24 protein-coding genes are annotated in these 24,516 nt (G+C 73.9%); 8 read left to right on the top strand and 16 right to left on the bottom strand.

The window, feature by feature from the left end; all coding sequences use genetic code 11:
- Window positions 1–11 precede the first annotated feature (11 nt).
- The 4 genes from EDF21_RS16720 to EDF21_RS08115 form a co-directional block, all read right to left on the bottom strand.
- A complete protein-coding gene (locus EDF21_RS16720) occupies window positions 12–485 on the bottom strand; it encodes a DUF2809 domain-containing protein (protein ID WP_158612884.1) in 474 nt (157 codons plus the stop codon).
- 38 nt (window positions 486–523) lie between these two features.
- Window positions 524–1,825, bottom strand: coding sequence for a hypothetical protein (locus EDF21_RS16715; protein ID WP_158612883.1), 1,302 nt, complete (start codon window positions 1,823–1,825; stop codon window positions 524–526).
- A gap of 173 nt (window positions 1,826–1,998) precedes the next feature.
- The gene (locus EDF21_RS08120) at window positions 1,999–3,612 is read right to left on the bottom strand and encodes a GMC family oxidoreductase (protein ID WP_123570992.1); all 1,614 of its coding nucleotides are present in this window, start codon (window positions 3,610–3,612) and stop codon (window positions 1,999–2,001) included.
- Window positions 3,609–5,096, bottom strand: coding sequence for an alpha/beta hydrolase (locus EDF21_RS08115; RefSeq protein WP_123570991.1), 1,488 nt, complete (start codon window positions 5,094–5,096; stop codon window positions 3,609–3,611). The genes EDF21_RS08120 and EDF21_RS08115 overlap by 4 nt, the downstream gene beginning before the upstream one ends.
- A gap of 240 nt (window positions 5,097–5,336) precedes the next feature.
- On the opposite strand from EDF21_RS08115, the gene EDF21_RS16710 reads away from it, so the two are divergent.
- Together EDF21_RS16710 and EDF21_RS08110 are read left to right on the top strand one after the other, a co-directional pair.
- Window positions 5,337–5,489, top strand: coding sequence for a hypothetical protein (locus EDF21_RS16710; RefSeq protein WP_158612882.1), 153 nt, complete (start codon window positions 5,337–5,339; stop codon window positions 5,487–5,489).
- A 20-nt stretch (window positions 5,490–5,509) separates the two neighbouring features.
- Window positions 5,510–5,854 (top strand): ribonuclease E inhibitor RraB, encoded by a 345-nt coding sequence (locus tag EDF21_RS08110; RefSeq protein ID WP_123570990.1) that lies wholly within the window; start codon window positions 5,510–5,512, stop codon window positions 5,852–5,854.
- Window positions 5,855–5,960: 106 nt separating this feature from the next.
- Here EDF21_RS08110 and EDF21_RS08105 read toward each other — a convergent pair whose 3' ends face one another.
- Genes EDF21_RS08105 through EDF21_RS08090 form a run of 4 tightly spaced genes read right to left on the bottom strand, consistent with a single transcriptional unit; the run spans window position 5,961 to window position 9,789 of the window.
- Window positions 5,961–6,794, bottom strand: a complete 834-nt coding sequence (locus tag EDF21_RS08105; RefSeq protein WP_056044436.1) for an SDR family NAD(P)-dependent oxidoreductase — start codon at window positions 6,792–6,794, stop codon at window positions 5,961–5,963.
- A gap of 42 nt (window positions 6,795–6,836) precedes the next feature.
- Window positions 6,837–7,634: an ABC transporter ATP-binding protein gene (locus EDF21_RS08100; RefSeq protein WP_123570989.1), complete on the bottom strand. Its 798-nt coding sequence runs from the start codon at window positions 7,632–7,634 to the stop codon at window positions 6,837–6,839.
- The gene (locus EDF21_RS08095; protein WP_233568424.1) at window positions 7,631–8,731 is read right to left on the bottom strand and encodes an iron chelate uptake ABC transporter family permease subunit; all 1,101 of its coding nucleotides are present in this window, start codon (window positions 8,729–8,731) and stop codon (window positions 7,631–7,633) included. Before EDF21_RS08095 ends, EDF21_RS08100 begins: the two co-directional genes overlap by 4 nt.
- The gene (locus tag EDF21_RS08090; RefSeq protein ID WP_123570988.1) at window positions 8,728–9,789 is read right to left on the bottom strand and encodes an iron ABC transporter permease; all 1,062 of its coding nucleotides are present in this window, start codon (window positions 9,787–9,789) and stop codon (window positions 8,728–8,730) included. Before EDF21_RS08090 ends, EDF21_RS08095 begins: the two co-directional genes overlap by 4 nt.
- Window positions 9,790–9,921: 132 nt before the next feature.
- Here EDF21_RS08090 and EDF21_RS08085 point away from each other — a divergent pair, with 132 nt between their 5' ends.
- From EDF21_RS08085 to EDF21_RS08070, 4 genes are all read left to right on the top strand, one after another.
- Window positions 9,922–10,920 (top strand): iron-siderophore ABC transporter substrate-binding protein, encoded by a 999-nt coding sequence (locus EDF21_RS08085; protein ID WP_123570987.1) that lies wholly within the window; start codon window positions 9,922–9,924, stop codon window positions 10,918–10,920.
- A gap of 50 nt (window positions 10,921–10,970) precedes the next feature.
- A complete protein-coding gene (locus EDF21_RS08080) occupies window positions 10,971–11,330 on the top strand; it encodes a hypothetical protein (RefSeq protein WP_043595969.1) in 360 nt (119 codons plus the stop codon).
- Window positions 11,331–11,407: 77 nt separating this feature from the next.
- Window positions 11,408–12,760, top strand: coding sequence for an alpha-amylase family glycosyl hydrolase (locus tag EDF21_RS08075; protein WP_123570986.1), 1,353 nt, complete (start codon window positions 11,408–11,410; stop codon window positions 12,758–12,760).
- Between the two features lie 131 nt (window positions 12,761–12,891).
- On the top strand, window positions 12,892–13,713 hold the full coding sequence (locus tag EDF21_RS08070; RefSeq protein ID WP_148053669.1) for a hypothetical protein: 822 nt from the start codon (window positions 12,892–12,894) through the stop codon (window positions 13,711–13,713).
- 123 nt (window positions 13,714–13,836) lie between these two features.
- Here the strand turns inward: EDF21_RS08070 and rlmC are convergent, their stop codons facing one another.
- Together rlmC and EDF21_RS08060 are read right to left on the bottom strand one after the other, a co-directional pair.
- Window positions 13,837–15,021, bottom strand: coding sequence for a 23S rRNA (uracil(747)-C(5))-methyltransferase RlmC (gene rlmC, locus EDF21_RS08065; protein ID WP_123570984.1), 1,185 nt, complete (start codon window positions 15,019–15,021; stop codon window positions 13,837–13,839).
- A 77-nt stretch (window positions 15,022–15,098) separates the two neighbouring features.
- A complete protein-coding gene (locus EDF21_RS08060; protein WP_056044452.1) occupies window positions 15,099–15,824 on the bottom strand; it encodes a sulfite exporter TauE/SafE family protein in 726 nt (241 codons plus the stop codon).
- Between the two features lie 193 nt (window positions 15,825–16,017).
- Between EDF21_RS08060 and EDF21_RS08055 the strand changes: the two genes are divergently transcribed.
- Window positions 16,018–16,329, top strand: a complete 312-nt coding sequence (locus EDF21_RS08055; RefSeq protein WP_123570983.1) for a hypothetical protein — start codon at window positions 16,018–16,020, stop codon at window positions 16,327–16,329.
- A 126-nt stretch (window positions 16,330–16,455) separates the two neighbouring features.
- Here EDF21_RS08055 and EDF21_RS08050 read toward each other — a convergent pair whose 3' ends face one another.
- The 4 genes from EDF21_RS08050 to EDF21_RS17185 form a co-directional block, all read right to left on the bottom strand.
- The gene (locus tag EDF21_RS08050; protein WP_123570982.1) at window positions 16,456–17,154 is read right to left on the bottom strand and encodes a hypothetical protein; all 699 of its coding nucleotides are present in this window, start codon (window positions 17,152–17,154) and stop codon (window positions 16,456–16,458) included.
- Between the two features lie 190 nt (window positions 17,155–17,344).
- Window positions 17,345–18,130, bottom strand: a complete 786-nt coding sequence (locus EDF21_RS08045; protein ID WP_123570981.1) for a response regulator transcription factor — start codon at window positions 18,128–18,130, stop codon at window positions 17,345–17,347.
- Complete coding sequence (locus tag EDF21_RS08040; protein WP_233568423.1) at window positions 18,127–19,638, bottom strand: histidine kinase; 1,512 nt, start codon at window positions 19,636–19,638, stop codon at window positions 18,127–18,129. The genes EDF21_RS08045 and EDF21_RS08040 overlap by 4 nt, the downstream gene beginning before the upstream one ends.
- Before the next feature lie 92 nt (window positions 19,639–19,730).
- On the bottom strand, window positions 19,731–21,923 hold the full coding sequence (locus EDF21_RS17185) for a serine hydrolase (protein ID WP_123570980.1): 2,193 nt from the start codon (window positions 21,921–21,923) through the stop codon (window positions 19,731–19,733).
- Between the two features lie 110 nt (window positions 21,924–22,033).
- On the opposite strand from EDF21_RS17185, the gene EDF21_RS08030 reads away from it, so the two are divergent.
- A complete protein-coding gene (locus EDF21_RS08030; RefSeq protein WP_123570979.1) occupies window positions 22,034–22,411 on the top strand; it encodes a hypothetical protein in 378 nt (125 codons plus the stop codon).
- Between the two features lie 199 nt (window positions 22,412–22,610).
- Here the strand turns inward: EDF21_RS08030 and EDF21_RS08025 are convergent, their stop codons facing one another.
- Together EDF21_RS08025 and EDF21_RS08020 are read right to left on the bottom strand one after the other, a co-directional pair.
- Window positions 22,611–23,318, bottom strand: a complete 708-nt coding sequence (locus EDF21_RS08025; protein WP_123570978.1) for a hypothetical protein — start codon at window positions 23,316–23,318, stop codon at window positions 22,611–22,613.
- 216 nt (window positions 23,319–23,534) lie between these two features.
- On the bottom strand, window positions 23,535–24,371 hold the full coding sequence (locus EDF21_RS08020) for an alpha/beta fold hydrolase (RefSeq protein WP_043596618.1): 837 nt from the start codon (window positions 24,369–24,371) through the stop codon (window positions 23,535–23,537).
- Window positions 24,372–24,516 lie beyond the last annotated feature (145 nt).

The raw sequence follows: 24,516 nt of genomic DNA, 5'->3' as shown, positions 1-24,516 counted from the left end.
GGGTCGGGACGTCAGGAGGCGCGGCGCAGCACCCGGAGCAGCACCAGCCCCGCGACGCCTCCCGCCAGGTACCCGAGCAGGTCGGTCGCCACGAAGGTGGAGCCGAGCACCCACGCGACGGGCGGGAACGCGTCGGCGGCGGCGGGCAGTCCGGTCAGCTGGAGCAGTTCTATGCCGACCGACGCCGCGGTGGCGGCCCCGGCCGCGGCGGGGGCGGCCAGGCGCGGGGCGACGAGGCGCGGGGCGACGAGGCGCGGGGCGACGAGGGCGAGCAGCAGGGCGAGCAGCACGGTGTAGAGCGCCGAGCCGAGCAGGTCGCCCGTCAGCCCGGGGACGGCGAGCTTCGCGACGACGCCGAGGGCGACGGTCGCCGCCGCCGCGACCGCCGTCAGCAGCCGCCGCCGCCGCGCCCGCGGCCGCAGTCGTCGAGCATCCCCCGGATCTGCGGCCCGCGGGTCGAGTGGTCCCGAATCGTCCTTCCGCACAGCGGGAGGGACGCTTCGCGACCACTCGACGGGCGGCGTCACGAGAGGCACCCGGTCTGGACGCCGAACGACAGGCCGTCGGCCGTGCCACGGATGCTCGCCGACTCGATGCCGTCGGGACGGCCGGGAGGCGCGGACCAGTAGTCCCGGCCCATGGCGCGACCGGCCTGGTGGAACCCGTCGGCCGACCAACCGTCGACGACGGCGTCGAACGGGCCCTGCGCGTCGTCGTGGACGGTGAACACCGGCACGACCACCGAGCCGACCACGCGGGTGCCGTACTCGGTCTCGCACAGTTCGCGCCTGGTCTCGACCTCGGCCGGCACTCCCGTCGCCGCCACGGATGCCTCGACGTAGGCGCGCACGGCGGCCTCCTGCTCGGGCAGTTCGGCGAGCGGGCCCTCGTTGACGAACGGGCTCTCACCGATGTCGCCCGGCTGGGGCTCCGGACCGTCGTCGGGCTCGGGCGCGCCGAGCGGGAGGCCGATCCAGCCGGTCTCCGGGGTGGTCGCCCGAGGCTTCCGCACCCAGAACTCGGTGCGGCGGGCGACCCCGGCGTCGGCCTGCTCGTCGGCCGCACCCCGCAGGACGGCGAGCACCGTGTCGGGCTCGTAGGTCGAGACGTCGAGCGACGGTCGACTGCTCGCGGTGACGTCACCGGGGGTGAAGGCCAGTCCGGTGACGCCGTCGAGCGCGAGCACCGCGTCGATCGTCGCGAGCATCGTCGGTGCCGGCGAGGTGGGGCTCAGGGCCACCGACGAAGGGACGGACGTCGTGGTCGTCGCCTGGCCGAGGTGGAGGGAGAAGGTCGGGCCGGCCGTGCCGAGGTGCGGCTGGACCGCCGCCGCAGCGTCCGCGAACGAGTTCCCGGGTGCGACGACCGCCGAGTAGGCGTAGCGGGTGGTGTCGACGGAGGCCAGGGTGCTCTCGCCGCGCAGGTCGCCCGCCAGTCCGACCTGGACCTCCGACGTCGGATCGACGGTGACCGGGGCGAGGCCCGGGCCGCCGGGGACGTCGAGGTCGATGTCGAGGGTGGTACCCGTGACGCCGTCGCCCACCACGCCGTCGACGAGGGCGGCGACCGCCAGGTCGGGGCCGTCGGCGGTGACCTCGACGTAGGCGTCCCAGGTGAAGGGGTCGTCCTTCGCGTCACGCTGCTGCAGGCGGGTCTCGACCGAGGCGACACCGTCGACGGCTGCGATCCGATCGGCGAGCTCGGCCAGGGACTCCTCGGACCCCTCGGGCGGTGGTTCGGCGAAGAAGCACGACGTGAGGCCGCACGCGACGACGACGGTCGCCACCGATGCCGCGATCGCCCGGTGCAGCGTGGGAGAGGCCATCTCTCGAGCCTACGAACGGGCGAGCCGGGTCGCGTCCGTCTCGGGGACCACGCCGCGCGCCGGGAGGACGACCCCGACCAGCCGAACGACGGCGCCACGGGGGCGTTCCTCGCCGACGCGACCCGCGCCTCCTGGGCGGTGGAGCTCAGGAGGCGCGGGTCGCGTGCTGCAGGTCAGGCCGCGTCGACGACGCGCGAGACGTCCGCGCCGACGCGCTCGCCGGCGACGGTGCCCGTCAGCCCAGCGCTCGCCAGGAAGCGGTCGGCGGTGCGCAGGCCGAGGGCCATGATCGTCAGGGCGGGGTTCGCGACGACGGCACTCGGGAAGACCGAGTTGTCGGCGACCCAGAGGTTCGGCACGTCGAAGCTGCGCCCGTCGGGGTCGACCACGGCCGTCGCCGGGTCGGTGCCCATGCGGCAGGTGCCGATCGTGTGCGCCGTGCGGGCCAGGACGCGGATGTCGCGGCCCCCGGCCGCCTCGACGATCGCGGTCATCGTCTCGACGGCGTGGTCGTCGATCGCCTTCTCGTTGTCGCCGGGCGTGAAGGTGACGACGACCTTGGGCATGCCGAACTCGTCGACCTCGTCGGACAGCGTCAGGCGGTTCTGTTCGCTCGGCAGGCACTCGGCGTTGATGCCGACGCCGGCCATGAAGCGGTAGTCGTCGAGCGCCTCCACGAGTTCGGGGCCCCAGAGGCCGGCACCGCGGGCCAGGGTCGTCGCCAGCGTCAACGGCATTGCGCCGAGGCTCTGGATCAGGTAGCCGCCGACGAAGTCGACGCCCTCGGGCCGCATCGTGTCTTCGGTGATGATCGACGACGGGTAGCCGCGGTAGCCGCGCATCTCGGTGTCGAAGGTGCCCCAGACCTGCGTCGCGCCGTGGGCCATGAAGTTGCGACCGACCTGGTCGCTGCTGTTGGCGATGCCGGCGTGCAAGAGCAGGCGCGGGGTCTCGACGCCGCCCGCGCAGAGGAAGAGCGCGGCGGTGCGCTGGCGGTGCTCGACGCCGTCGCGGACGTAGACCACGGCCGACACCTCGCCGGCCTCGTCGAGCTCGATGCCCGTGACCATCGACTCGGGGCGGATCTCGGCCCCGTTCGCGACGGCCATCGGCAGGTAGCTGGTGTCCATGCTGACCTTGGCGCCGCTGCGGCACCCCTGGTGGCAGCTGCCGCAGCCGACGCAGGCCGGGCGGGTGCCGACGTGCTCCTGACGCCAGTCACGGCTGACCAGGGCCGCCGGGGCGTCCGTGGCCCGGATGCCCAGGGCCTCGCACCCGCGGATCATCATGTCGCTCGACGCGTTGCGGGCGGGCGGCGGCATCAGGTACGACCGCGACGGGTCCCACGGGTAGTCGGTCGGGCCGGAGACGCCGACGAAGTGCTCGACCTCTTCGATGTACCCGATCAGCTCGGCGTGGTCGACCGGCCAGTCCTCGCCCTTGCCCGTGAGGGACTTGAGCTTGAGGTCGCGCTCGTCGGGACGGGGGGTGAAGGCGCCCCAGTGCAGGGTCGAACCGCCCACGCCCTTGCCGCTGTTGTTCTGGCCGAACGCGGTCGGGGTCTCGCCGCCGCTGAGGCGCTCGTCCATCCAGTTGATCTTGACGGCCTCGATCTCGTCCTGCGTGTACTCGTCGGGCTCGAAGTTGCGGCCGGCCTCGAGCGCGACGACCGAGAGGCCCTGCAGGGCGAGCTTCGCCAGGATCGGGGCGCCACCGGCGCCGGTTCCGATCACGACCGCGTCGACGACCTCGGACTCGTCGTAGGTGCGTTGTCCGTCGAGCTTCATCGGGTGACCTCCATGGCTGGTTCCCAGCCCTCTCGTTGGCCGGCACCGAGCCGGCTGAATCCTTGCAGGGCGCGACCGGCACGGCCGTTCGCGAAACCGTCGAAGCCGATGCGTTCCATCGTCGCGGGGTGGGCGAGCCAGAGCTTGACCAGGTCGACGCGGCAGTCCTCGAACCACGCGGTGAGCTGCTCGACCGAGAAGGGGTGTGCCTCGTCGGGGCTGGGTTGCCCCGTGCGCCCGGGGGTGCCGCCGGTCATCCCGGCGTCGTCCTGGTCGCCGCCGTGGTGCGAGTCGCCGCCACCGCTGTCGCCGACGGTGCCGAGGGCGTCGTCGGGATCGCCCGCGACGATCGCGGCGAGCCGCTCGTCCTTCTGCTCGTAGGTCAGGCCGGTGAAGTCGGCGAGGGCGTCGAGGCCCAGCGCGTAGGCCTCGGGGTCGCTCGGCAGGTCGGCGTTGCGCCAGCCGTCGCCGTAGCCGGCGGCGAGCTGGGCGTCGACCCGCGCGGCGAGGTCGACCGAGTGGTCGGGGTCGTCCTGCGGCACGACGCGGGAGGCCACGGCACGCAACGTGGTCAGCTGCGCCTCGGTCAGCACCTGTGGGACGTAGCGCGGGTCGTCGGCGACGGCGCGCCGGGCGAGGATGCCGCGGGTGTTCGAGGCGGTGCGGCTCGAGGCGATGACGCGGGCGAAGTCGTCCGACATGACGGGAGCCCGCCCCGCGTCGTCGCGCCAGAAGTCGAGGATGGCCGAAGCGACCTCGGTCGGGCGCTCGAGCGGCAACAGGTGCCCCGCGCCGTCCAGGGTGAGGTGCGTGGCACGCGGGTAGACGGCGCCGTTCAGGCGACGCTGGGCGTCCTCGCCCAACGGCCCGTCGGCGCCCCCGGCGACGATCAGGGCGGGCACGTCGAGGGTGCCGACCTCGGCCGACCAGTCCTCGCGGCTGCCGCGGTCGAACCATGCGGTCCACGCCTCGGGGGAGGTGCGGTGCAGGTCGGCGAGGGCCTGGTCGTCGAGCGGCGTGGCCAGGGGAGCGCCGACGTTGTCGTCGACGAAGCTGCGGGCCGTGTCGGCGTCGAGCGGGCCGTCGGCGGCCGCGGCGATCATCTGCTCGCGGTTCGACTCGCTCATGGGCTCGGGTGACGGCGGGGACGCCGCGAGCAGCACGACCCCGGCGAGGCCGAAGAGCCCGCCCTGCCCGGCGAGCGTGCGCGCGGCGACGATCGACGCGATCTTGCCACCCATGCTGTGACCGACGAGCAGCCAGCGGGTGGCGCCGTGCCGGCGGATCTGCCGGGTGACCTGACGGACCATGTCGTCGACGGTCACCCCGTCGGCCGTGGTGGCGTCGCCGAAGCCGGGCAGGTCGAGGGCGACCACCTCGACGTCGTCGCCGAGCGCCTCGGTGACGGGCCCGTACTCGAGCCGGCTCATGCCGAGCGCGTGCAGGCAGAACAGGGTGGGGCGTGTGGTGGTGTCGCTGGTCACTCGGACTCCTCGGAGAAGACGTGGGGCCGGGTGACGTCACCCGTCGTCCCGGCGGACTCGACGCTACGGCGCGCCACCGTCATCGGGCCGAATGAGGGCGTGCGGACCGTGCCGGTGGTACGACTGACTGCCCACCGCGGGTGGTCCCGACGCTGGGAGGCGTACCCCGAGGAGGCGCTGGCGGCGGATGCTCAGGAGCCGCGCCTTGTGCCCGCCCCGCCCGCCCGGGAGGATGGGCGGATGGAAACCGTCATCATCGCCCTCATGGTCATCGGGTCGATCGTCGTCATCTTCGGCATCGTCTTCTTCCTGGTCGCGGCGGTGTTGCCCACCCGTGCGCCCCGTGCCGACCGCCGGGGCCGCGGCGGACGTCCCGCCGTCCGCACCCGCTAGTCGGGGCCCGGGGTACGACGATGGACGAGGGACTCGTCGTCCACCTCCAGCGGTGTGCCGCCCAGCTGGTCACCCGCGACGAGCTCCGTGATCGGTTCGACCTCGCACGGACCGTCACGCACGCGGCCGACTTCTCGCGCCGATCGGCTGCCGAACGCGCGGCCGACGAACTCCGCACGGCGGGCTACGACGCGACCGTCACCCGGCACGGTCTGCTGGGGGCAGATCTCCGGGCCAGCCGGGAGGACGCGCTCGACGACGACCGCGCCGTGACCTTCACCCGAGAGGTGTTCGACGTCGTGCAGCGATCCGGCGGTCGGTACGACGGCTGGAGCGCCGAGGTCATCGCCGAAGCCCAGGCCTGACCCGCCTGCACCCGCCTGTGCCCCCGGGTCGCACCACCGAGGTGGTGTCGAACCGCCGATGTGCATGGTTCGACACCACGTCGGTGGTTCGACATCGCCTCTCGCCCTACGGGACGATCGCGTCGACGTAGCCGCCGTCGACCCGCAGCGCCCCGCCCGTCGTCGCCGAGGCGAAGCGCGAGCTGAGGTAGACCACCATGTTGGCGATCTCCTCCGGCTCGATCAGTCGCTGGATGAGCGACTGCGGCCGGTGCTTCAGCATGAACTCGTGCTGGGCCTCGTCCCAGGGCAGGTCGTCGCCGACCAGCTCGCGCACGAACTCCTCGACGCCACCCGTGTGCGTCGGCCCGGCGATGACGCTGTTGACCGTCACGCCCGAACCCGCGGCCGCCTTCGCGAACCCCCGTGACACCCCGAGCAGGGCCGTCTTCGACACCCCGTAGTGGATCATCTCGACCGGCGTCACGATCGCCGAGTCGCTCGCGATGTACTGCACGCGGCCCCAGCCGCGCTCCATCATGCCGGGCAAGTAGGCCCGCGTCAGGCGCACGGCCGAGAGCACGTTCGTCTCGAAGTAGCGGCGCCACTCGTCGTCGTCGATGCTCAACGCGTCGGCCGAGCCGAAGACGCCGAGGTTGTTCACCAGCACGTCGACCTCGGGGAAGGCCTCGACCGCCGCCTGCGCGCCCGCCTCGGTGGCCAGGTCGGCCGCGAGCGTGACGACCCGCGCCTCCCGGGTCCCGGCGTCGAGGGCCGCGAAGGCGGCGTCGCCGGCCAGCGAGTCGAGGAGGCGCGCTCGGGCCGCCCCCGTGGTCTCCGTCGAGCGTCCGTTCACGATGACGCGGGCCCCGGCGGCGGCGAGCCCCCGGGCGATCGCGAAGCCGATGCCCTGGGTCGAGCCGGTGACGAGTGCGGTGGTGCCGTCGAGTTCGATCTTCATGGGTCCATCCTGCTCGCAGGAGCCCCGGGGGCCCACCCGACCTCAGCGGCGGCGCGGCACGACCATAGGCGACCCGGTCACGGGGTCGGGCACGACGACGCAGGGCAGGTCGAACACGTCGGTCACCAGCTGCTCGGTCAGCACCTCGGCCGGGGTTCCCGTCGCCACCACTTCGCCGTCGGCCATCACGATCAGGTCGGTCGCGTACCGCGCGGCCTGGTTGAGGTCGTGCAGCACCGCGACCACGGTCGTGCCCTGCCCGTGCAGCCGGGCGAAGAGGTCGAGCAGGTCGTACTGGTGCGCGATGTCGAGGTAGGTCGTCGGCTCGTCGAGCAGCAGCACCGGGGTCTGCTGCGCGAGCGCCATCGCGACCCACACTCGCTGGCGCTGGCCGCCCGACAGCTCGTCGACGGGCACGTCGACCAGCTCGGTGAGGTCGGTCTCGGCCAGGGCCGCGTCGACGGCCTCGCGGTCGGTGCCGGTCCACTGCCGGAAGAGCCCCTGGTGCGGGTAGCGGCCCCGGGCGACGAGTTCGGCGACGGTGATGCCGTCGGGCGCGGTCGAGGTCTGGGGCAGCAACCCGACGATGCGCGCCACCTCTTTCGCCGGCACGCCCGCGAGCTCGCGTCCGTCGAGCAGGACCGACCCCGACCGGGGCTTCAGGAGGCGCGCGAAGGCCCTCAGCAAGGTCGACTTCCCGCAGGCGTTCGGCCCGACGATGACCGTGAACGAGCCGTCGCGCACGTCGGCGTCGACGGCCTCGCTCACCGTTCGCCGGTCGTAGGCGAGGTGCGCGCCGCGGGCCACGAGGCGGGAGGGGCGGGTGTCGTCGGCGTTCACGCGGACCTCCGGGATTCCGAGACGAGCAGGGTGATCAGGTAGACCCCGCCGATCACGAGGGTGACGAGGCCGACCGGCACCGGGTTGGCGGCCACGTGCTGGGCGACGAGGTCGGCGACCAGCAGGAGCACCCCGCCGACGAGTCCGCCGGCGACGAGCGGCACCCCGGCCGACCGCACCAGGCGTCGGGCCAGCTGCGGCGCGGCCAGGGCCACGAACGCGATCGGCCCGGTGCTGGCGGTCACCACGGCGGTCAGCGCGACGCCGACGACGACGAGCGCCAGGCGCGACCGCTCGGCGCCCAGGCCGTGCGACCGGGCGGCGTCGTCGCCGAGCTCGAGCTGCCGGAGGGGACGCGACAACCCCATGACCAGCGGGGTCAGCACGACGAGCAGCACCAGCGCCGGGACGAGCTGCTTCCAGCCGACCAGCGCGAGCGAGCCCGCCCCCCAGAACGACGCGGTCAGGGCGACCTCGTTCTGCGCGCGCAGCAGCAACCAGCTGTTGACCGAGTGCAGCAGGGCCGTGACGCCGATGCCCACGATGATCAGCCGTAGCCCGTGCACGCCGCGACGGTAGGCCAGCAGGTAGACGACCAGCGCGGTGACGAGCCCGCCGATCAGGGCGCCGGCCGCCGTGCCGATCGCCGAGGCCGCACCCGACACGATGACGACGATCGCCCCGGTGTAGGCGCCGGTCGAGAAGCCGATCACGTCGGGCGAGCCCAGCGGGTTGCGGGTCAGGGACTGGAAGACGGCGCCCGAGACGCCGAGTGCGGCGCCGAAGACGAGGGCCGCGAGGACGCGCGGCAGCCGCCAGTTCAGCACGATGGTCGAGGCGAACCCGTCGCCGCCGAACAGCGCCCGCACGACCTGGGGCGGGCTGAGCGGGTAGTCGCCGATGCCGAGGGCGACGATCGCGACGACGACGGCCACCACGACCAGCGTCAGCGTCGCCGTGCGTCGCCGCCCGCCGGTCGAGCGCCACGAGCGCAGGAGGCGCGGGCCGACACCCGGGGAGGCCGACGTCGTCCGCGTACCCGACGACGTGCCCGTGCCCCGGGTCGGGCGCGTGTCCGGCCCCGTGCCCCGGGTCACGCGCCACCCACCCGTCGGCGTCGGGCGATCGCGATGAGCACGGGGGCGCCGACGGCGGCCGTGACGAGGCCCGCGGCCAGCTCGCCCGGGGGAGCGACCACGCGGCCGAGGACGTCCGCGAGCAGCAGCAGCACCGGCCCGAGCACGGCCGAGAGGGCGGTGATCCACGGCTGGCTGGGCCCGACGACGCCGCGGGCGGCGTGCGCGACCATGAGCCCCACGAACGCGATGGGCCCGACCACCGCGGTCGCGCCTCCGGCCAGCAGGGTGACGACGACCAACGAGACGACCCGCACGGCCGGCACCGAGACGCCGACCGAGGCGGCGTGCTCGTCGCCGAGCGCGACGGCGTCGAGCGGGCGCGAGGCGATCAGGGCGACGACGACCCCGGCCGCGACGAAGGGCAGCACCGTGAGCACGGGCTCCCAGCCGCGGTCGGCGAGCGAGCCGACCTCCCACGCGCGGACGGCGTCGAAACGGCGGGGATCGGCCAGCACGATCGACGAGGTGATCCCCGCGAGCACCGACCCGAGCGCGAGGCCGGCGAGGGTCAGGCGGGCGGGACCACCGCCTCCTCGTCCGGCGCCGCCGATCAGGGCGACGGCGACCGTCGCGAGGCCCGCACCGACGAACGAGAACCAGACCCAGCCGCTCGCCGAGGTGACCCCGGCGAAGCCGACCGCGAGGGCGACGGCGAAGGCGCTGCCCGAGGTGACGCCGAGGATGCCCGGGTCGGCCAGCGGGTTGCGCGTCACGGCCTGCACGACGGCCCCGGCGACCCCGAGCCCGGCCCCGGCCACGATCGCGGCGACCGTCCGCGGCAGGCGGAGGTCGAGCACGGCGGTCGCGTCGGCGGTGTCGCGGCTCGCGGCACCGGTGAGGATGCGCAGCACCTCGTCGAACGCGACCGGCCGCGCGCCGACGGCGAGGCCCAACACGACGGCGAGGGCCAACAGGGCCAGGGCGGCCACGAGGGCGAGGAGGCGCGTGCGGGTGCGCCGGGAGCCCCGCGTCGGTCGCGGGGCACGGCCGACCGTGAGCGCTCGGGGCATCGCCATGATGATTAGCTTAGGCTACCCTCACTTGGAGTCCGGCCGGGTGGCGCACGTCGCCGTCCAGGCCCGACCCCCGCACCCGACCTTCCGCCCGACACCACGTCACAGCACCGACGTCACAGCCCTGAGGAACACATGCGCAAGACACTCTCGATCGCCGCCGCCGTCGCGGTCGCCACCCTCGCCCTGGCCGGCTGCTCGGCCGACGCCGACCCGGACGACGCCACCGGCGGCGGAGCCTCGGGCGGATCGGGCGCGTTCCCCGTCTCGATCGACACGAAGTTCGGCGAGGTCACCATCGACCAGAAGCCGACGCGCGTCGTCGCGCTCGGCTGGGGCGACGCCGAGACGGCGCTCGCGCTGGGGGTGCAGCCCGTGGGGGCCTCGGACTGGCTCGCCTTCGGTGACGAGGCCGACGGCGTCGGCCCCTGGGCACAGGGTCTCTACGACCAGGCCCCCGAGATCATCGGCACCCTCGAGCCCTCCTACGAGGCCATCGCGGCCCTCGAGCCCGACGTCATCCTCGACACGAAGAGCTCGGGCGACCAGGAGCGCTACGACCGCCTGTCGAGCATCGCCCCGACCGTGGGCGTGCCCGAGGGAGGCGACAGCTACCTGACCGACTTCGAGGACCAGATGGAGCTCGTCTCGAAGGCACTCGGTGAAGAGGCCAAGGGTGAGCAGCTCGTCGACGAGAACGAGAAGGCCGTCGAGGCCGTCGCCGACGCCCACCCCGAGTGGAAGGGCAAGACGATCACCGCCGCCACGAAGACCAGCGAGGGCTGGGGTGCCTACGTCGAGGACAGCGAGCGGGTCGAGCAGCTCGAGGAGCTCGGCTTCGAGCAGAACCCCGCCATCTCGGCGCTGTCCCCGAACGCCGGTGGCTTCTCGGTGTCGATCTCGAGCGAGCAGCTCGACCAGATCGACGCGGACGTCATCGTGGCCTTCCCGATCTACATCGACATGACCGAGATCACGGACGACCCGCAGTGGAAGGCCCTGTCGGCGGTGCAGGACGGCCACGCCGTCGTCATCGACGGCGACGTCGCCGCGGCGTACTCGCTCGGTTCGGCGCTCTCGCGCCAGTACGCGCTCGACCAGCTGGTGCCGCTGCTCGAGGGCGCCACGGAGTAGTCGCCGCACCCGTGCGGGCCGGATCGCTGCAGAGGGTGAAAGATGTTCTGGTGACCCACGAGCTGCACGACCTGATGACCCCCGAGAAGAACGTCCAACGCATCATGTGGACCGGCACGATCTGGTTCGTCGCCGCGGTCGGCAGCGTGGCGGTGGCCCTGGGGCTGCTGCTCGCGACCGGCTGGCGGCCGGCCCTCCTCTCGGCCGGGCTCGCGACGTTGTTCTGGGTCGGTGCCGCGCTGGTCGCCCTGAGCGTCGGGCTCATCGGGTGGTCGGGCTGCCCGATCCTCGAGGTCGACGTCCCCACGGCCGACCGCAACAAGACCCGCACGATGCAGGCCGGCACGATGCTGTTCATCGTCGGCGGGGCGGCCGCCCTGCTCGCCGTCCTGCTCGGCCCCGCGAGCTGACGCCGACGCCCCGCGAGCTGCGCCCCGCGAGCTGGGCGGGGGACACCTCACGACCGCCCGTCACTAGGGTGGCGCGAATGAGCGAACACGAGTCCCCGACGACGGCCACCGCCCTGCCGGGCCCCTCCTGGACCGAGCACGTCGTGTGGTGGCACGTGTACCCCCTCGGGTTCGTCGGGGCGGACACGACGGGAGCGGACCGCTCGCCGGCACCGCGCCTCCTCGATCTCGTGCCGTGGCTCGACCACCTGGTGGCCCTCGGGGCCAACGGGCTCGCCCTCGGGCCGGTCTTCGCGTCGTCGACCCACGGCTACGACACCATCGACTGGTTCGCGGTCGACCCGCGTCTCGGCACCGAGGCCGACCTCGTCATCCTGATCGAGGCCGCCCACGCGAAGGGCGTCAAGGTCATGCTCGACGGCGTCTTCAACCACGTCGGCCCCGAGTTCCCCGCGCTGGTCGAGGCACGTCGCGACCCCGACTCGAGCGCGGCCTCCCTGTTCCGGCGCGAGGACGACGGCAGCCTGGGCACCTTCGAGGGGCACGGAGGGCTCATCGCCCTCGACCACTCGTCGCCCGAGGTCGCCCGCACGGTCACGGACGTCCTGACGTACTGGGCCGACCGCGGTGCCGACGCCTGGCGGCTCGACGCCGCCTACTCGGTGCCGTCGTCGTTCTGGGCGACCGTGCTGCCGCCGCTCCGCGAACGGCACCCCGACGTGTACGTCGTGGGCGAGGTGCTGCACGGCGACTACGCGGCGGCCGTCCGTGACGGAGGCCTCGACTCGGTGACCCAGTACGAACTGTGGCAGGGCGTCTGGCACGCCCTGGCCGAGGTCAACCTGTTCGAGCTCGAGTGGGCGCTGCAGCGTCACGACGGGTTCCTCGACGACTTCGTGCCGCTGACCTTCGTCGGCAACCACGACGTCACGCGCATCGCCAGCCAGATCGACGACGACCGCCACCACGCCCACGCGATCGTGCTGCTCTTCACCCTCGGCGGCACGCCCTCGGTCTACTACGGGGACGAGTTCGGCCTGCGGGCCGTCAAGGAGGCGCGGGTCGGCGGCGACGACGCGGTGCGTCCGGCGTTCCCCTCGACGCCTGCCGAGGCTCCGGGTGCCGGCGTCCCGGACGCCCTCCCCGAGGTCCTCGCCCTGCACCAGGAGCTGATCGGCGTGCGACGTCGGCACCCGTGGCTGCACACCGCCCGCAGCCGCACCGTGTCGGTCGCGAACGAGTCGCTCGTGCTCGAGGTCACGGGCGTCGGGGCGGGCCGGTCGCTCGTCGTCGCGCTGAACCTCGGCGACGACGAGCTGCGCGTGACCGACCCGGCCCCGGGCGAGTGGGTGGCCGGTCGGGACGCGGGCCTCGACGGCGACGTCCTGTCGGTGGGGCCGCACGGCTGGGCGGTCGTCGCGCGCGCCTGACCCGGCCCGCACGGCTGGGTGGTCGTCGCGCGCGCCTGACCCGGCCCGCGCCTCCGGGGTCCCTCCGACGCTCGTGGGCATCCCCTGGGAGTCGCGACGAACCCGGGCGGGCCGTCGCTACCGTGCCACGCATGGCTAAGACACGAGAGCTACTCATGACCTCGACCCTCGCCGTCGGTGCGCTGGTCGCCGCCACCGGATGCACCTCCGATCCCGCCGTGACGGCCCCGACCGCCGCGGCGACCGGCGTGCCGAGCGCCCCCGCGACGAGCGCGACCCCCGCCGGTTCCGAACAGGACTCGGCCGAGCAGGCGCTCGTCGTCCGCTACCTCGACGCGATCTCGGGCGGCGACACGGCGGCGGCCTGGGCCCTGCTGACCCCCGAGGCGCAGCAGTTCTACGGCGCCGAGCGGACCTTCGCCGAGTACTCGCCGGTGGACGGCACGGTGACGCCCGACGAGGCGTCGGTCCTGGTCGACGCCGACCTGGCCGTGGCCGAGGGGCCCGAGGGCGCGTTCACGCTGGTGAGCGCCACGACCGACGACCTCGCCGACGCCTGGATCGTGCGCGAGACGGCCGACGGCCTGCGCGTCGACGACGCCGGCGTGCCGCCGACCGGCGACTCGGTCTACGAGTGGGACAACCCGGCCGTCGGGGCCGAGGACCAGAGCGCAGGAGGCGCGGTGTACGACACCACGGCCCCCGCGTCGATCTCGTTCGCCAGCCCGTTGAGCCAGGACCAGACCGAGCCGAGCGTCGTCGGCTACCCCGACACGCTCTGGGTCTTCCTCGACGGTCAGCAGCTGCCGTCGATCGAGGCCGTGTCGGCCGGCTCGGGCAAGCGCTTCACGACCGAGGTCGGCGAGTCGAGCGGGGCCGGCCGCGGCCTCACCGTCGTGTGGCAGACGGGTGCCGACTCGCTCGGCTGGCGCAGCAGCACCGTCGTGCTCTGAGCCCTGGGCTCTGAGCCCTGCCCGGCGGGACGTCCGCCGCGAACCCCGTTCACGAAGACGAACCCCGTTCGATCGGGGTTCGTCTTCGTGAACGGGGTTCGTCGTCGGGAGGTGGCGGAGCGCTCAGCGGCGGCGCAGCAGGGCCATCGCCTCGAGGTGCGTCGTCTGCGGGAACATGTCGAACACGCGCGCGGCGACCACGTCGAACGACGGCATCGCGTCGAGGTCGCTCGCCAGGGTGACGGGGTTGCAGCTCGAGTAGACGACGTGCTCGACGCCCGACCCCTCGAGCCAGCCGGCCAGCGTCGCCCCGATCCCGCGTCGCGGCGGGTTGACTATCACGAGCTCGGGAGGCGCGGTGCCGGTACCCGAGGACGCCGCCCCCGCGGACGCGCCCGTCGCGAACCGGGTCGCGTCGTCGGCCGCGAAGCGCACGTGCTCGAGGCCGGCGCGACGGGCGCTGCCCCGGGCGCTGGCCACCGCCTCCTCGCTGGTCTCGATGCCGACGACCTCGCGGTGCGCGTGTCGACTCGTGCGGCCGGCGCCCGGGCGCGCGACGTGCAGGGCGAAGCCTCCGACGCCGCAGTAGAGGTCCCACACCGTGGCCGGGTCGATCGCGTCGACCCACTCGGCGGCCTGCGCGTAGAGCCCGGCCGCGATCGCCGTGTTCGTCTGGAAGAAGCTCTGGGGGCGCAGCTCGAGGTCGACCCCGCCGAGCTGCATGGTGAGCGTCTCGCGCTCGGTCAGCACGATCTCGTCGGTGCCCTCGAGCACGGCCTTGTGCTCGGGCAGCAGGTTGACCGACACGACCGCGACCCCGGGCAGGGCCTCGAGCAGCCAGGGCAGTTCGGACCGCAGCCGGGGCAGGGCCTGCTCGCTGCGCAGCACGAAGCGCACCATCAGCTCGCCCGAGGGCGACTCGGTCACGTGCACGTACTTCGCCTCGCCGCGGCGACGCGGGACGTCGTAGGGCAGGAGGCGCGCCCGGGTCACGAACGCCGCCAGCGTGGGCAGTGCCTCCTGGATTCCTGACGTGTGCAGCCCGCAGCCGCGCAGGTCGACGCCCTGCCCGCGGCCGTCGAGGATGCCGAGCGTCGGCTCGTCGATCGTGCCGCCGACGACCATCTTCGCCTTGTTGCGGAACCCCGACTCGGGGCCGGTCAGCGTCGGCAGCCAGGCCGAGGGCGCATGGCCCTCGCCGAGGAGGTCGCGGACGCGCGCCTCCTTCTCGGCGACCTGGACCGGGTAGGGGCGGTCGAGGAGCGTGCACGAACGGCACAGCCCCGCGTCGAAGTAGTCGCACTGCATGGCGGGCCGAGTCTAGGCGAGGGGCGTGGGGTGGCGACCCGCGCCTCCTCGGCCGGGCGCGGCCGGGTGCGGCCGGGTCAGAGCTGGGTGATGCCGCGTACGAGGGCGAGGGCGCTGCCGACGGCCGCGAGCGTCAGGACGAGGATGCGGCCGACCCGGGCCGGGACGACCTTGCTGAGGTGGTGTCCGACGAAGGCGCCGACGAACAGCAGGCCGAGGGCTCCCGCCCAGACGGGGACCGGCTCGGACGGGATGCCCTTCGTCAGCACCGAGGTCAGGTTGATCGCCAGCAGGAACACCTGGCCGGTGCCGACGAAGACCTCCCGGGGCCAGCGGTCGCTCGTGGCGTGCACCGTCAGCGCCGGACCGCCGACGCCGGCCGTGACGTTCATGAAGCCGCCGAGGGCGCCCGCGGCCACGGCGCCGACCCGCCCGGGCAGGAGGCGCGCGCGGCTCGAGAACGCCATCACGAGCACGCCGACCAGGGCCAGGGCGCCCACCGCGATGGTCAGCGGGCCGGTCGGGGCGGTCTGCACGACCCACGCGCCGATCGGGATCGTCACGAGGGCGGGCAGGACGAGGAGGGCCGCCGTCCGCCACCGCACCGTGCGCCAGGTGCTCGCCAGCACGACCAGCGCGAGCACGGCGGCGAGGGCGTTGCCGACCGAGACGCCGGCCTCGGGGCCGAGCACCACCACGAGGAGGGGTGCGGCGGTCAGCGCGAAGCCGATGCCCGCCATGCGCTGCGTGAGGGCGCCGACCACGATGGCCGCGGCGGCGAGGGCGAGCGTCAGCGGGGTCACGCCGCCACGCTACCCGGCGGGCTGGGCCGGGCTGCGCCGTGCCGGGCGTGCGTGCCGGGCCGGCATGGCGCCAGGAGATGGTCACAGCGCCAGGACTAGTCGTGGTGCGGTGGCCATCTCGTGGTGCTGTGGGGCTGGGGCTGGGGCTGGGGCTGGGGCAGGAGCGGGGGCGCGGCGTCAGTAGGGTGGCGGCATGACCGACTCGTCGAAGACCGTCCAGTTGCGCCGCTACGAGCTCGTCGAGGGGGTGCTCGACGACTTCGTCGCGTGGTTCACCTCGACGCTGATCCCGGCTCGGCTGTCCGAGGGCTTCGCGATCGAGTTCGCCTACGCGGACCGTGACGCCAACCAGTTCGTCTGGGCCGTCAGCACCCCCGGCGACGCCGCACGGTTCGCCGAGGTCGAGGCCGCCTACCTGCAGTCCGAGGCGCGGGCCGCGGCGTTCGCCGGCCAGCCCGTGCGGGTGGCGACGCAGCACGTCGCGCTGGTCGAGCCGATCGCCTGACCGCCCCGCCCCTGCGACACCGCCGAGTGGACAGGACACCGCCGAACGCCGCGGCGTCCTGTCCACTCGGCGGTGCCTCGTCAGCACGGCCGACGTCGGTGCGGTGACGGCTCCGGGCAGGCCCGACTAGAGGGCGTCGACGAACATCTGGGTCGCGAGCGGCACGTTCGTGGCGTTCGACGACGGGTCCCAGCCGACGACCGCGACGGCGTCCCCGCCGACGCGGGCGGTCAGGCCGACCAGGGTGAAGCTGCCGCCGCCGACGGTGCCCGTGACGCGCCAGCCGAGCGACTCGTCGGTGCCCGTGAGGGTCGGCTCGGTGGTCTCGACCGTGGTCTGCACGGGCTGGCCCTGCATCGTGAAGAGGGCGGTTCCGTCCGCGCAGCGGGTCAGGGCGTCGGACGCCTCGGCGACCAGGGCCGAAGCCGCGTCGTCGTCACCCGTGCTCGCGACGACGGTGGTCATCGAGCGGTCGTTGCTCGTGCCGAACTCGAGCGCGCCGTCGGGGGCGGCGTCGTCCCAGCCGACGCCGAACGGGGCGAGGCAGCTCGGGTCGCTCGCGGTCAGCCCCGGGTAGACCGAGTCGAGCAGCTGGTCGGTCGTGTCGAACTCGTCGGGCACGAACTGGATGCCCGTGAAGACGGACGCCAGTTCGGCGTCCGAGAGGGCGGCCGACGAGGCGTCGGCAGTCGCCGTGGCCGACGGACTCGCCGTGGTGGTGGCGCTCGGCGTCGTGGTCGGCTCGTCGCCGGCACCCCCTGAGCACCCGGTCAACAGCAACACGAGAGTGGCGGCCCCGACGGGCAGCGTGGTCCTGATCGACATGTCGTCCCCTCCGTCCGGGCACCCCCGTGGTCCCGCGACGCCCCGAGGCTACCAGCGGGTCGTGATGCTGCTCGGGCCCGCGCGTCGCACCGCGGACCGGACGTCGCACCGTCGAGATCGGCGGTGCGACGTCCGGTTCGTGGTGCGACCCGGGCCGATGACGGGAGGCCGATCGGCCTCGGCCCCGGGCTCAGGGCAGCAGGCCCGAACGGTAGGCCCAGACGACCGTCTGCAGTCGGTCGCGGGTGCCGAGCTTGGTCGTGATGCGGGTGAGGTGCGACTTGACCGTGCTCGTCTCGACCACCAGGCGCTCGCCGATCTCGTCGTTGGACAGCCCCTCGCCGAGCAGGCGGACGAGCTCGCGCTCGCGCTCCGTCAGGACGTCGGGCGACGGCTCGACCGCCGATGCCCGCCGGCGTCGGGTGAACTCGGCGATCACCCGCCGCGTGGTGGCACCGTCGATCGCGGCCCGCCCCGATGCGAGTGCCCGCACGGCGCCGACGAACTCGTCGGGCTCGACGTCCTTCAGCACGAACCCGCTCGCACCGGCCTCGAGGGCGCCGAACACGTACTCGTCGAGGTCGAAGGTCGTGGCGACGAGGACCGCGGGGGTGCTCGCCGACCCGACCCGCGCCTCCTGCCTGTCGACGGCATCGCCGCCGAGGGTCGCATCGCCGCCGAGAGCCGGACCGCCGCCGAGGGGCGCTGACGAGCCGAGGCCGCCGGCAGCGGCCGTTCCGGCGGCACCGGGCCCGACCCGCCCGTCGACGATCGCCCGCGTCGCCTCGATGCCGTCGCCGCCGGGCATGCGCACGTCCATCACGACGACGTCGGGTCGGGTGCGCCGCACGACGTCGACCGCCTCGCGCCCCCCGGAGGCCTCGCCGACGACCTCGATGCCGCCTGCCGTCTCGAGCACGACCCGGAAGCCCGTGCGCACGATCGCCTGGTCGTCGACCAGCACGACCCGGATCACTCGGCACCCCCGCCGGTGATCCCCGTGTCCGGCCCCGGCCGGAGCCCCGAGGTGGGCCCCGAGGCGGCCCCGCCGTCGGCCCCGGTCGCCGCAGCGGTCGCCGACGGCCCGCCCGCCGGGGCCTCCGCCGAGGCCTCGGCCTCGACCGGCAGCTCGAGTCGCACTCGCCAGCGGCCGTCCGCGGTCGCTCCGGTGTCGAGCCGCCCACCGATCAGGTCGGCCCGTTCACGCATGCCGACCAGCCCGAAGCCGCCGCCCCCCGACGTGTCGCGAGCCACGGGCAGGTCGTTCTCGACGACGATCACGAGGGACCCGGCCGTCGCGGTCAGGTGCAGCTCGACCGTCGCCCCCGGCGCGTGCCGACGGGCGTTGACGAGCGCCTCTTGCACGGTGCGGTAGGCCGTGACGTCGGCGAGCGGGGCCAGCGACGGCAGCGTCCCGTCGACGTGCGACGCGACGACGGCCCCGGAGGCGCGGGCCTGGTCGACGAGGTCGGCCACGTCGCCGAGACCGGGGACCGGCACGGTGCCGCTCGGTCCGTCGCCCGTCTCGCGGAGGATGCCCACGATCGACCGCAGCGCGTCGAGGGTCTCGCGGCCCTGGGCGCGGACGCTGCGCAGGGACTCCTTGGCGCGCTCGGGGTCGCCGTCGACGAGGCGTTCGGCGGCACCGGCCTGCACGACGAGCCCGGTGAGGTGGTGCGCGGCGACGTCGTGCAGCTCACGGGCCATGCGGGTGCGCTCGGCGGCGACCGCGGCCCGGGTGAGCGTCGCCTGGTGCTCGACGCTCTCGGCCGCGCGGGCCCGGGCGTCGCGGTCGTGGGCCCGGCGCAGGGCCACCCACGAGCCGACGGCGGCGCTCACGCCGTTGATCAGCACGGCGCTGGCCACGAGGGCGAGCGCCTCGACGACGACGCCGACCTCGCCGAGCCCGGCGGGGGCGCCCAGCTGGTCCTTGACGATCGCCGTCGCCCCGACGGCGGCACCGACGGCCTCGATGCCCACGGCGGCGAGCACCGCCCCGACGACGTCCCGGGTCGGCCGCAGGGTGGCGACCGTGTAGGCCGTGACGACGGGGGCGGCCGTCCAGAGGGCGAGGCCGGTCGGCAGCACGGTGAGCAGGGCGGCCTGCAGGACGGCGACCGCGAGCAGGGCCGTGACGGGTCGGACGCGTCGGAGTGCCAGGGGCACGTGCTGGACGAGCGCCAGCACGATCACGGCGACGATCTGGGCGGTCGGGATGCTGCGGTTCGCGCCGTAGAACTCGCCCGCGGCCAGCAGCGTGGCGAGGAAGGCCACCGTGACGAGCGCCCAGACGCCGGCGAGGGCGACGTCGCGGCCGAGCACCGTGTGCACGCCCAGCCGATCGAGGACGCGGCGCACCGTCGCCATCCCGGGCCCGGCCGAACCGGCCGAACCGGCCTGCCCGGCCTGCCCGGCCTGCCCGGCCGAACCGGCCTGGCCGCGCGGACCGCCCGGAGCGGGCGAGGTGTCGGGGGTCGTGGTCACCGTCCGAGCATGCCAGGTGCCGCGGGCGTCCCGGCCCCGGGCCGACGACGGCTGTGCACCGTCGGCCCGGGTGTCGCGCTGGGGGCGGGTCATCAGAAGCTCACGCTCGGGGCGATGAGGCGGAAGCCGAAGGCGAAGCCGGCGAGCACGACGAGCGACACGAGCACGAGCACGCGTCCGGTCACGACGGCCCAGCCGCGACGCTCGCGCACGGCCTGCCAGGCGACCAGGGCGGCCGGCACGATCGCGACGACGCCGAGCAGCTGCAGTCCCTGGAGCAGGCGCAGGGTGACGGCCGACACCTCGGCGAACGACATGGCCTGCACCGCGACGACCGCCCAGCCGACGAGGGCCAGCAGCGTCGACGCCTGTCCCAGACGCGACAGCAACAGGGTGCGGTCGCGGCGACGCGGGGTGGTGGTCGCCGACCCGGTCGACAGGCCGGCCCGGAGGTCCCGACGTCGGCGTCCCACGCCGGCGAGGGCGGTGGAGGGCCAGGCGATCATCGAGGCGAGCAGCACCACGACGGCCAGGACCACGCTCGGCAGCACGGCCGACGCGGCCTGCCAGGGCTGCGCCCGCAGCATGGTGAAGGAGGCGCCCCACGAGATCGCCTCGACGGACGCGTCCCCCTCGGTGTCGGTGGTCCGCGTCGCGAGCAGGGCGTCCCCGCCGACCTCGCGCCACAGGTCGGTCCCGACCTTCTCGTAGACGCCGGTGGTCATGCCGAGGGGTTTCGGCGTGACGGCGACCGTGCCGTCGGAGCGGGGGACGATCGTGGTCTGACCGCTCAAGGCGAGCAGGGCACCGGGGTTGGTGACGGGGGAGCGCGACGAGAGGTACGTGCCGGCCAGGTCGGCGGCCACGGGGCCGTCGGAGGCGTCGCCGGAGCCGTCAGCGGAGCCGGAGCCGGTCCCCGAGGCGACCGTCTCGGAGCCGGAGGCGTCGCCGTCGACCGTGCCCGCGCCTCCTCGGCTGTCCGTGTCGGCCATGCCGACGGTCGCCGCGTCACGCAGGTACCGGTCGGCGAACCCCTGCAGCACCGTGGTGCGCAGGTCGAGCGAGGCCGTGGCCGATCGTCCGCTGCCGTTCATGCTCAGGAAGATGCCGGTGTCGTGCTCGGGGAACATCCGCATCGCCGAGTGGAAGACCTGCGTGTCGCCGTCGTGGCCGAAGGCGGCCAGGCCGGGCGTGCTGTCGTCGAAGAACGCGAGGTCCATGCGCTGGCCGGCCACGAGCGTGCCGAGGTCGTCGGCGTCGAGGGCGGGACGGTGCATCTCGGCGAGCGTGTCGGGCTGCAGCAGCGCCTGGTCGTCCGGCAGGTCGCCCAGCTGGGCGAGCATGAAGCGGGCCATGTCGGTCGCGGTGGCCGACATCGCACCGGCCGGGGCCGCGTTGACGACCTCGGTGGCGACGGCGGGCTTCGAGTCGTCCGGGTAGCCGTGCGCCAGTCGGGCGTCGAGGTCGGCGGGCAGCGGCTGGGCGAACGACGACGAGGTCATGCCCGCACGGTCGAAGACGTCCTGCTGCAGCAGGTCGGCGAACGGGACGCCGCTGACGCGCTCGGCGACGTACCCGGCCAGGGTGGCTCCGTAGTTGGAGTACGCCGGGGTGGTGCCGGGCGTGAACACCTGGGCGGGAGGCGCCTCCGAGACGGCCTCGCGCAGCGTCTTCTCGCTGCCGGGCGTGCCGATCAGCCCCGCGATGACCTCCTCGAAGCCGGCCGTGTGGGTGAGCAGGTGCCGCAGGGTGACGGCGCCCTTCGGGGTGTCGAGGTCGAAGTCGAGGTACTGCTGCACGTCGGCGTCGAGGTCGAGATCGCCCTTCTCGACGAGCTGCATGATCGCGGTGGCCGAGACCACCTTCGACACCGAGCCGATGCGGAACAGCGTGCGCTCGGGGTCGACCCGGCGCGCGTCGGTCTCGCCGGTGCCGGTGTCGGCCATGCCGTAGCCGCGGGCGGTCAGCACCTTCCCGTCGGCGACGACCGAGACGGTCGCCCCCGGGATGCCGGTCGTCTGCAGGGCCGATCCGACGGCGCCGTCGAGCCACGTGTCGACGTCGTCTTTGGCGAGCGAGTGACCGCCGGGCTGGTGCTGAGGCGGTGCAGGAGGCGCGGGGTCGGCGGTCGCGCCCGTCGCCCCGGACGCGCACCCGGCGAGCGTGACGCCCAGGGCGACGACGGCTGCGGCGGCGGCGAGACGGGTCGTGCGGGTCGTGCGGACGAGGAGGCGCGGGTGGCGCCGCCGGGACGAAGGGGCTTCTCGGGTCGGTGTCGTGATCATGCCTCTACGCTCGCGGCTGCGCCGCGGCCGCACCGGGTGCAGGAGTCGGGACCTGCCGTACGACTTTCGTCGTACGCCGGACGTCGGTGGTCGCGCCTACGGTCGCCGACATGGGCGTGCAGACGAAGTTCGAGAACGCGCGGGCGGCACTGCGCAAGCCGCCGGCCGAGCATCCGTGCGCGATCCCGCCGATCCCGGGCGGGCAGGGGCTGTGGCTGATCCGGCAGGGCGAGGCGGCTCCGCTCGGTTACGTGCGCCAGCGGCCGGTCACGGGCGGCTTCGCGTTCGACGTCTACGCCCACTGTCGTGACGAGGGCGGGCGGCGCCCGTGGTTGCGCACGGCGTCGTCGCTGAACTCGGCCGTGGCGTGGACGCTGCAGCACGACGCCGACGTCCGCGCGCTCATCGCCCGCAGTGCAGCCGAGCCCGACCCGTGGCCGCCCGCCGCGCCTCCCGAGCCTTCCGCCGGTCGCCGCCGCACCCCCTGACCCCGGGCCGGCCCCGGGCGGCAACGGAAAAACCCCGCCCCGTGCGTGAGCACGAGGCGGGGTCCACCGGGATCGCCGACCCCGTCGAGCAGGGCGGGGCCGGTGCGTCGTCACGGAGACGACCCGGGTTCCAGGCCGCACCTCGCGAGGCGGGGTGCGGCCCTGGGGCCGGGCCGGCGGGTAGCCGGCCAGGCAGGTACTACTCCGTGGCGGCGGTGATCTTCGCGACGCCGACGAGCATCTCGTCCTGGACGGCGTCGGTCTTGAAGGTCTGGTTCAGCAGCGACGCGGCGTCGGGGCTGATGTGCACCGTGGTGCCCTCGAGGACGGCGTTGGAGCCTTCCATCTGGATCGGCTTCAGCGTGCCACCCCAGAGGTTGAAGAGGTAGGCGTCTTCGGCGGCGACGGTGCCGTTGGCGGTGACGGTGCCGTAGAGCTTCGACTCGCCCGGGTCGATGCGGAAGTCGGTGAGTTCGACGACGGTGCCGTCGGCCGAGGTCAGCGACAGGCCGGAGCCGTCGTGGTCGATCTCGCCCTGGACGTAGGGTCGCACGTCGCTGTCGGGGCCGTAGTAGTCGACGTTGCCGCCCGTGATGGGGAAGGCGAAGGTGCCGTCGGTGAAGGTCGCGGTGCCGACGACGCCGGGGGTCAGGCCGAGCGAGGTGATCGCGTCGACGAAGGACTGGTCGACGGCGACCTGGGTGTCGACGCCGTTGCTGAGGTCGGCGATCGACGCGGCGGGCGTCGACGCGGCCGAGGGCTCGGACGAGGAGGACGACGACGTCGAGGAGGTGTCGGTCGCGGTGCCCGAGTTGGACGAGCAGGCGGCGAGCGAGAAGATCAGGGCGCCGGAGGCGGCGATGCCGAAGGCGGCTTTCGTGATGCGCTTGCGAGTGAAGGCGTTCATGGTGAAGCTCCTTGTCAGTTGGTCCCGGTGGGGATGTACAGGGTTCGCCACCGAGGGCGAGAAGGTTTGGATCTCGGTCACTTCGTTACCCGCCCGTGACCTTCACCCCCGGACGAGGGGTGGTCGTGTCCGAGGGGTCGACGCCGGTGCGCAGGAGGCGCGGCACCGGTCTCGAGGACCGGCACCGCGCCTCCTGCGGTCGCGTCGGGTTCCGCTCTACTTCTTCAGGAACTCGAGCACGACGCGGTTGAACTCGTCGGCGTCACTGACGTTCGCACCGTGCGGCGCACCGGCGATCACGTGCAGCTCGGACCCGGCGATCGCCGCGTGCGTCCGGGCGCCCGAGCCCTCGTACGGCACGGTCGCGTCGCCGTCGCCGTGGATGACCAGCGTCGGCACGGTGACCTTGGTCAGGTCGTCACGGAAGTCGGTGTTCGCGAACGAGGCCATGGCCTCGAGGGCGGCGGCCTTGTTCGCCTGCTTGGCGAGACGGAGGGCGTCCTGGCGGTCGGCCTCCGACACCTTGAGGACGCCGTCGACCGAGAAGAAGCCGGTCGTGAAGTCGTCGTAGAACGAGTCCTCGTCCTTGGTCAGGCCGGCCGTCATCTCGGCGGCGGCCTCCTTGGTGAGGGGTCCGTCGGGGTTGTCGTCGGTCTTGAGCAGGTACGGCGGCACGGCCGAGGCGAAGACGACGCTGTGCAGGCGCTCGGTGCCGTATTTGCTGAAGTATCGGGCGACCTCGCCGCCACCCATCGAGAAGCCGACGAGCGTGACGTCCTGCAGGTCGAGCTCGGTGAGGACGGTGTGCAGGTCCTCGGTGAGGTGGTCGTAGTCGTAGCCGGTCTTCGGCTTGTCGCTGCGTCCGAAGCCGCGGCGGTCGTAGGTGACGACGCGGTAGCCGGCCTCGACGAACGCGGGGACCTGCTTGCTCCACGACTCGCCCGAGAGGGGCCAGCCGTGGATCAGGACGACGGTGCGGCCCGTGCCGCCGGTGTCGTCGACGTGGAGGTTCGTGTCCTTGAAGAGGCCGTGGTGTGCGGTGATCTCGGTCATGGTCGGGTGCCTTCTCTCTCCCGCCGTCCTGGCGGGTACCCCTCCGTTAGTAGTCGGCCTCCCTGGGGGCCGGGCCGTCTCGGAGGCATCTCGGAGGTGGGGGACAACCGGCGGGCAGGCCTGGCAGGGATACCCCTAGGGGGTA

Origin of the sequence: Frigoribacterium sp. PhB118 (assembly GCF_003751725.1) — a bacterium.
Taxonomy (GTDB): Bacteria; Actinomycetota; Actinomycetes; order Actinomycetales; family Microbacteriaceae; genus Frigoribacterium.
This window is presented reverse-complemented; position numbering and strand designations above follow the sequence as displayed.

Bases quoted from the DNA above. Each gene is read 5' to 3' on its own strand.
- EDF21_RS16715 (WP_158612883.1), bottom strand. From the start codon at position 1,825: ATGGCCTCTCCCACGCTGCACCGGGCGATCGCGGCATCGGTGGCGACC.
- EDF21_RS08120 (WP_123570992.1), bottom strand. From the start codon at position 3,612: ATGAAGCTCGACGGACAACGCACCTACGACGAGTCCGAGGTCGTCGAC.
- EDF21_RS16710 (WP_158612882.1), top strand. From the start codon at position 5,337: ATGGAAACCGTCATCATCGCCCTCATGGTCATCGGGTCGATCGTCGTC.
- EDF21_RS08110 (WP_123570990.1), top strand. From the start codon at position 5,510: ATGGACGAGGGACTCGTCGTCCACCTCCAGCGGTGTGCCGCCCAGCTG.
- EDF21_RS08105 (WP_056044436.1), bottom strand. From the start codon at position 6,794: ATGAAGATCGAACTCGACGGCACCACCGCACTCGTCACCGGCTCGACC.
- EDF21_RS08090 (WP_123570988.1), bottom strand. From the start codon at position 9,789: ATGGCGATGCCCCGAGCGCTCACGGTCGGCCGTGCCCCGCGACCGACG.
- EDF21_RS08085 (WP_123570987.1), top strand. From the start codon at position 9,922: ATGCGCAAGACACTCTCGATCGCCGCCGCCGTCGCGGTCGCCACCCTC.
- EDF21_RS08075 (WP_123570986.1), top strand. From the start codon at position 11,408: ATGAGCGAACACGAGTCCCCGACGACGGCCACCGCCCTGCCGGGCCCC.
- EDF21_RS08070 (WP_148053669.1), top strand. From the start codon at position 12,892: ATGGCTAAGACACGAGAGCTACTCATGACCTCGACCCTCGCCGTCGGT.
- rlmC (WP_123570984.1), bottom strand. From the start codon at position 15,021: ATGCAGTGCGACTACTTCGACGCGGGGCTGTGCCGTTCGTGCACGCTC.
- EDF21_RS08055 (WP_123570983.1), top strand. From the start codon at position 16,018: ATGACCGACTCGTCGAAGACCGTCCAGTTGCGCCGCTACGAGCTCGTC.
- EDF21_RS08050 (WP_123570982.1), bottom strand. From the start codon at position 17,154: ATGTCGATCAGGACCACGCTGCCCGTCGGGGCCGCCACTCTCGTGTTG.
- EDF21_RS17185 (WP_123570980.1), bottom strand. From the start codon at position 21,923: ATGATCACGACACCGACCCGAGAAGCCCCTTCGTCCCGGCGGCGCCAC.
- EDF21_RS08030 (WP_123570979.1), top strand. From the start codon at position 22,034: ATGGGCGTGCAGACGAAGTTCGAGAACGCGCGGGCGGCACTGCGCAAG.
- EDF21_RS08025 (WP_123570978.1), bottom strand. From the start codon at position 23,318: ATGAACGCCTTCACTCGCAAGCGCATCACGAAAGCCGCCTTCGGCATC.
- EDF21_RS08020 (WP_043596618.1), bottom strand. From the start codon at position 24,371: ATGACCGAGATCACCGCACACCACGGCCTCTTCAAGGACACGAACCTC.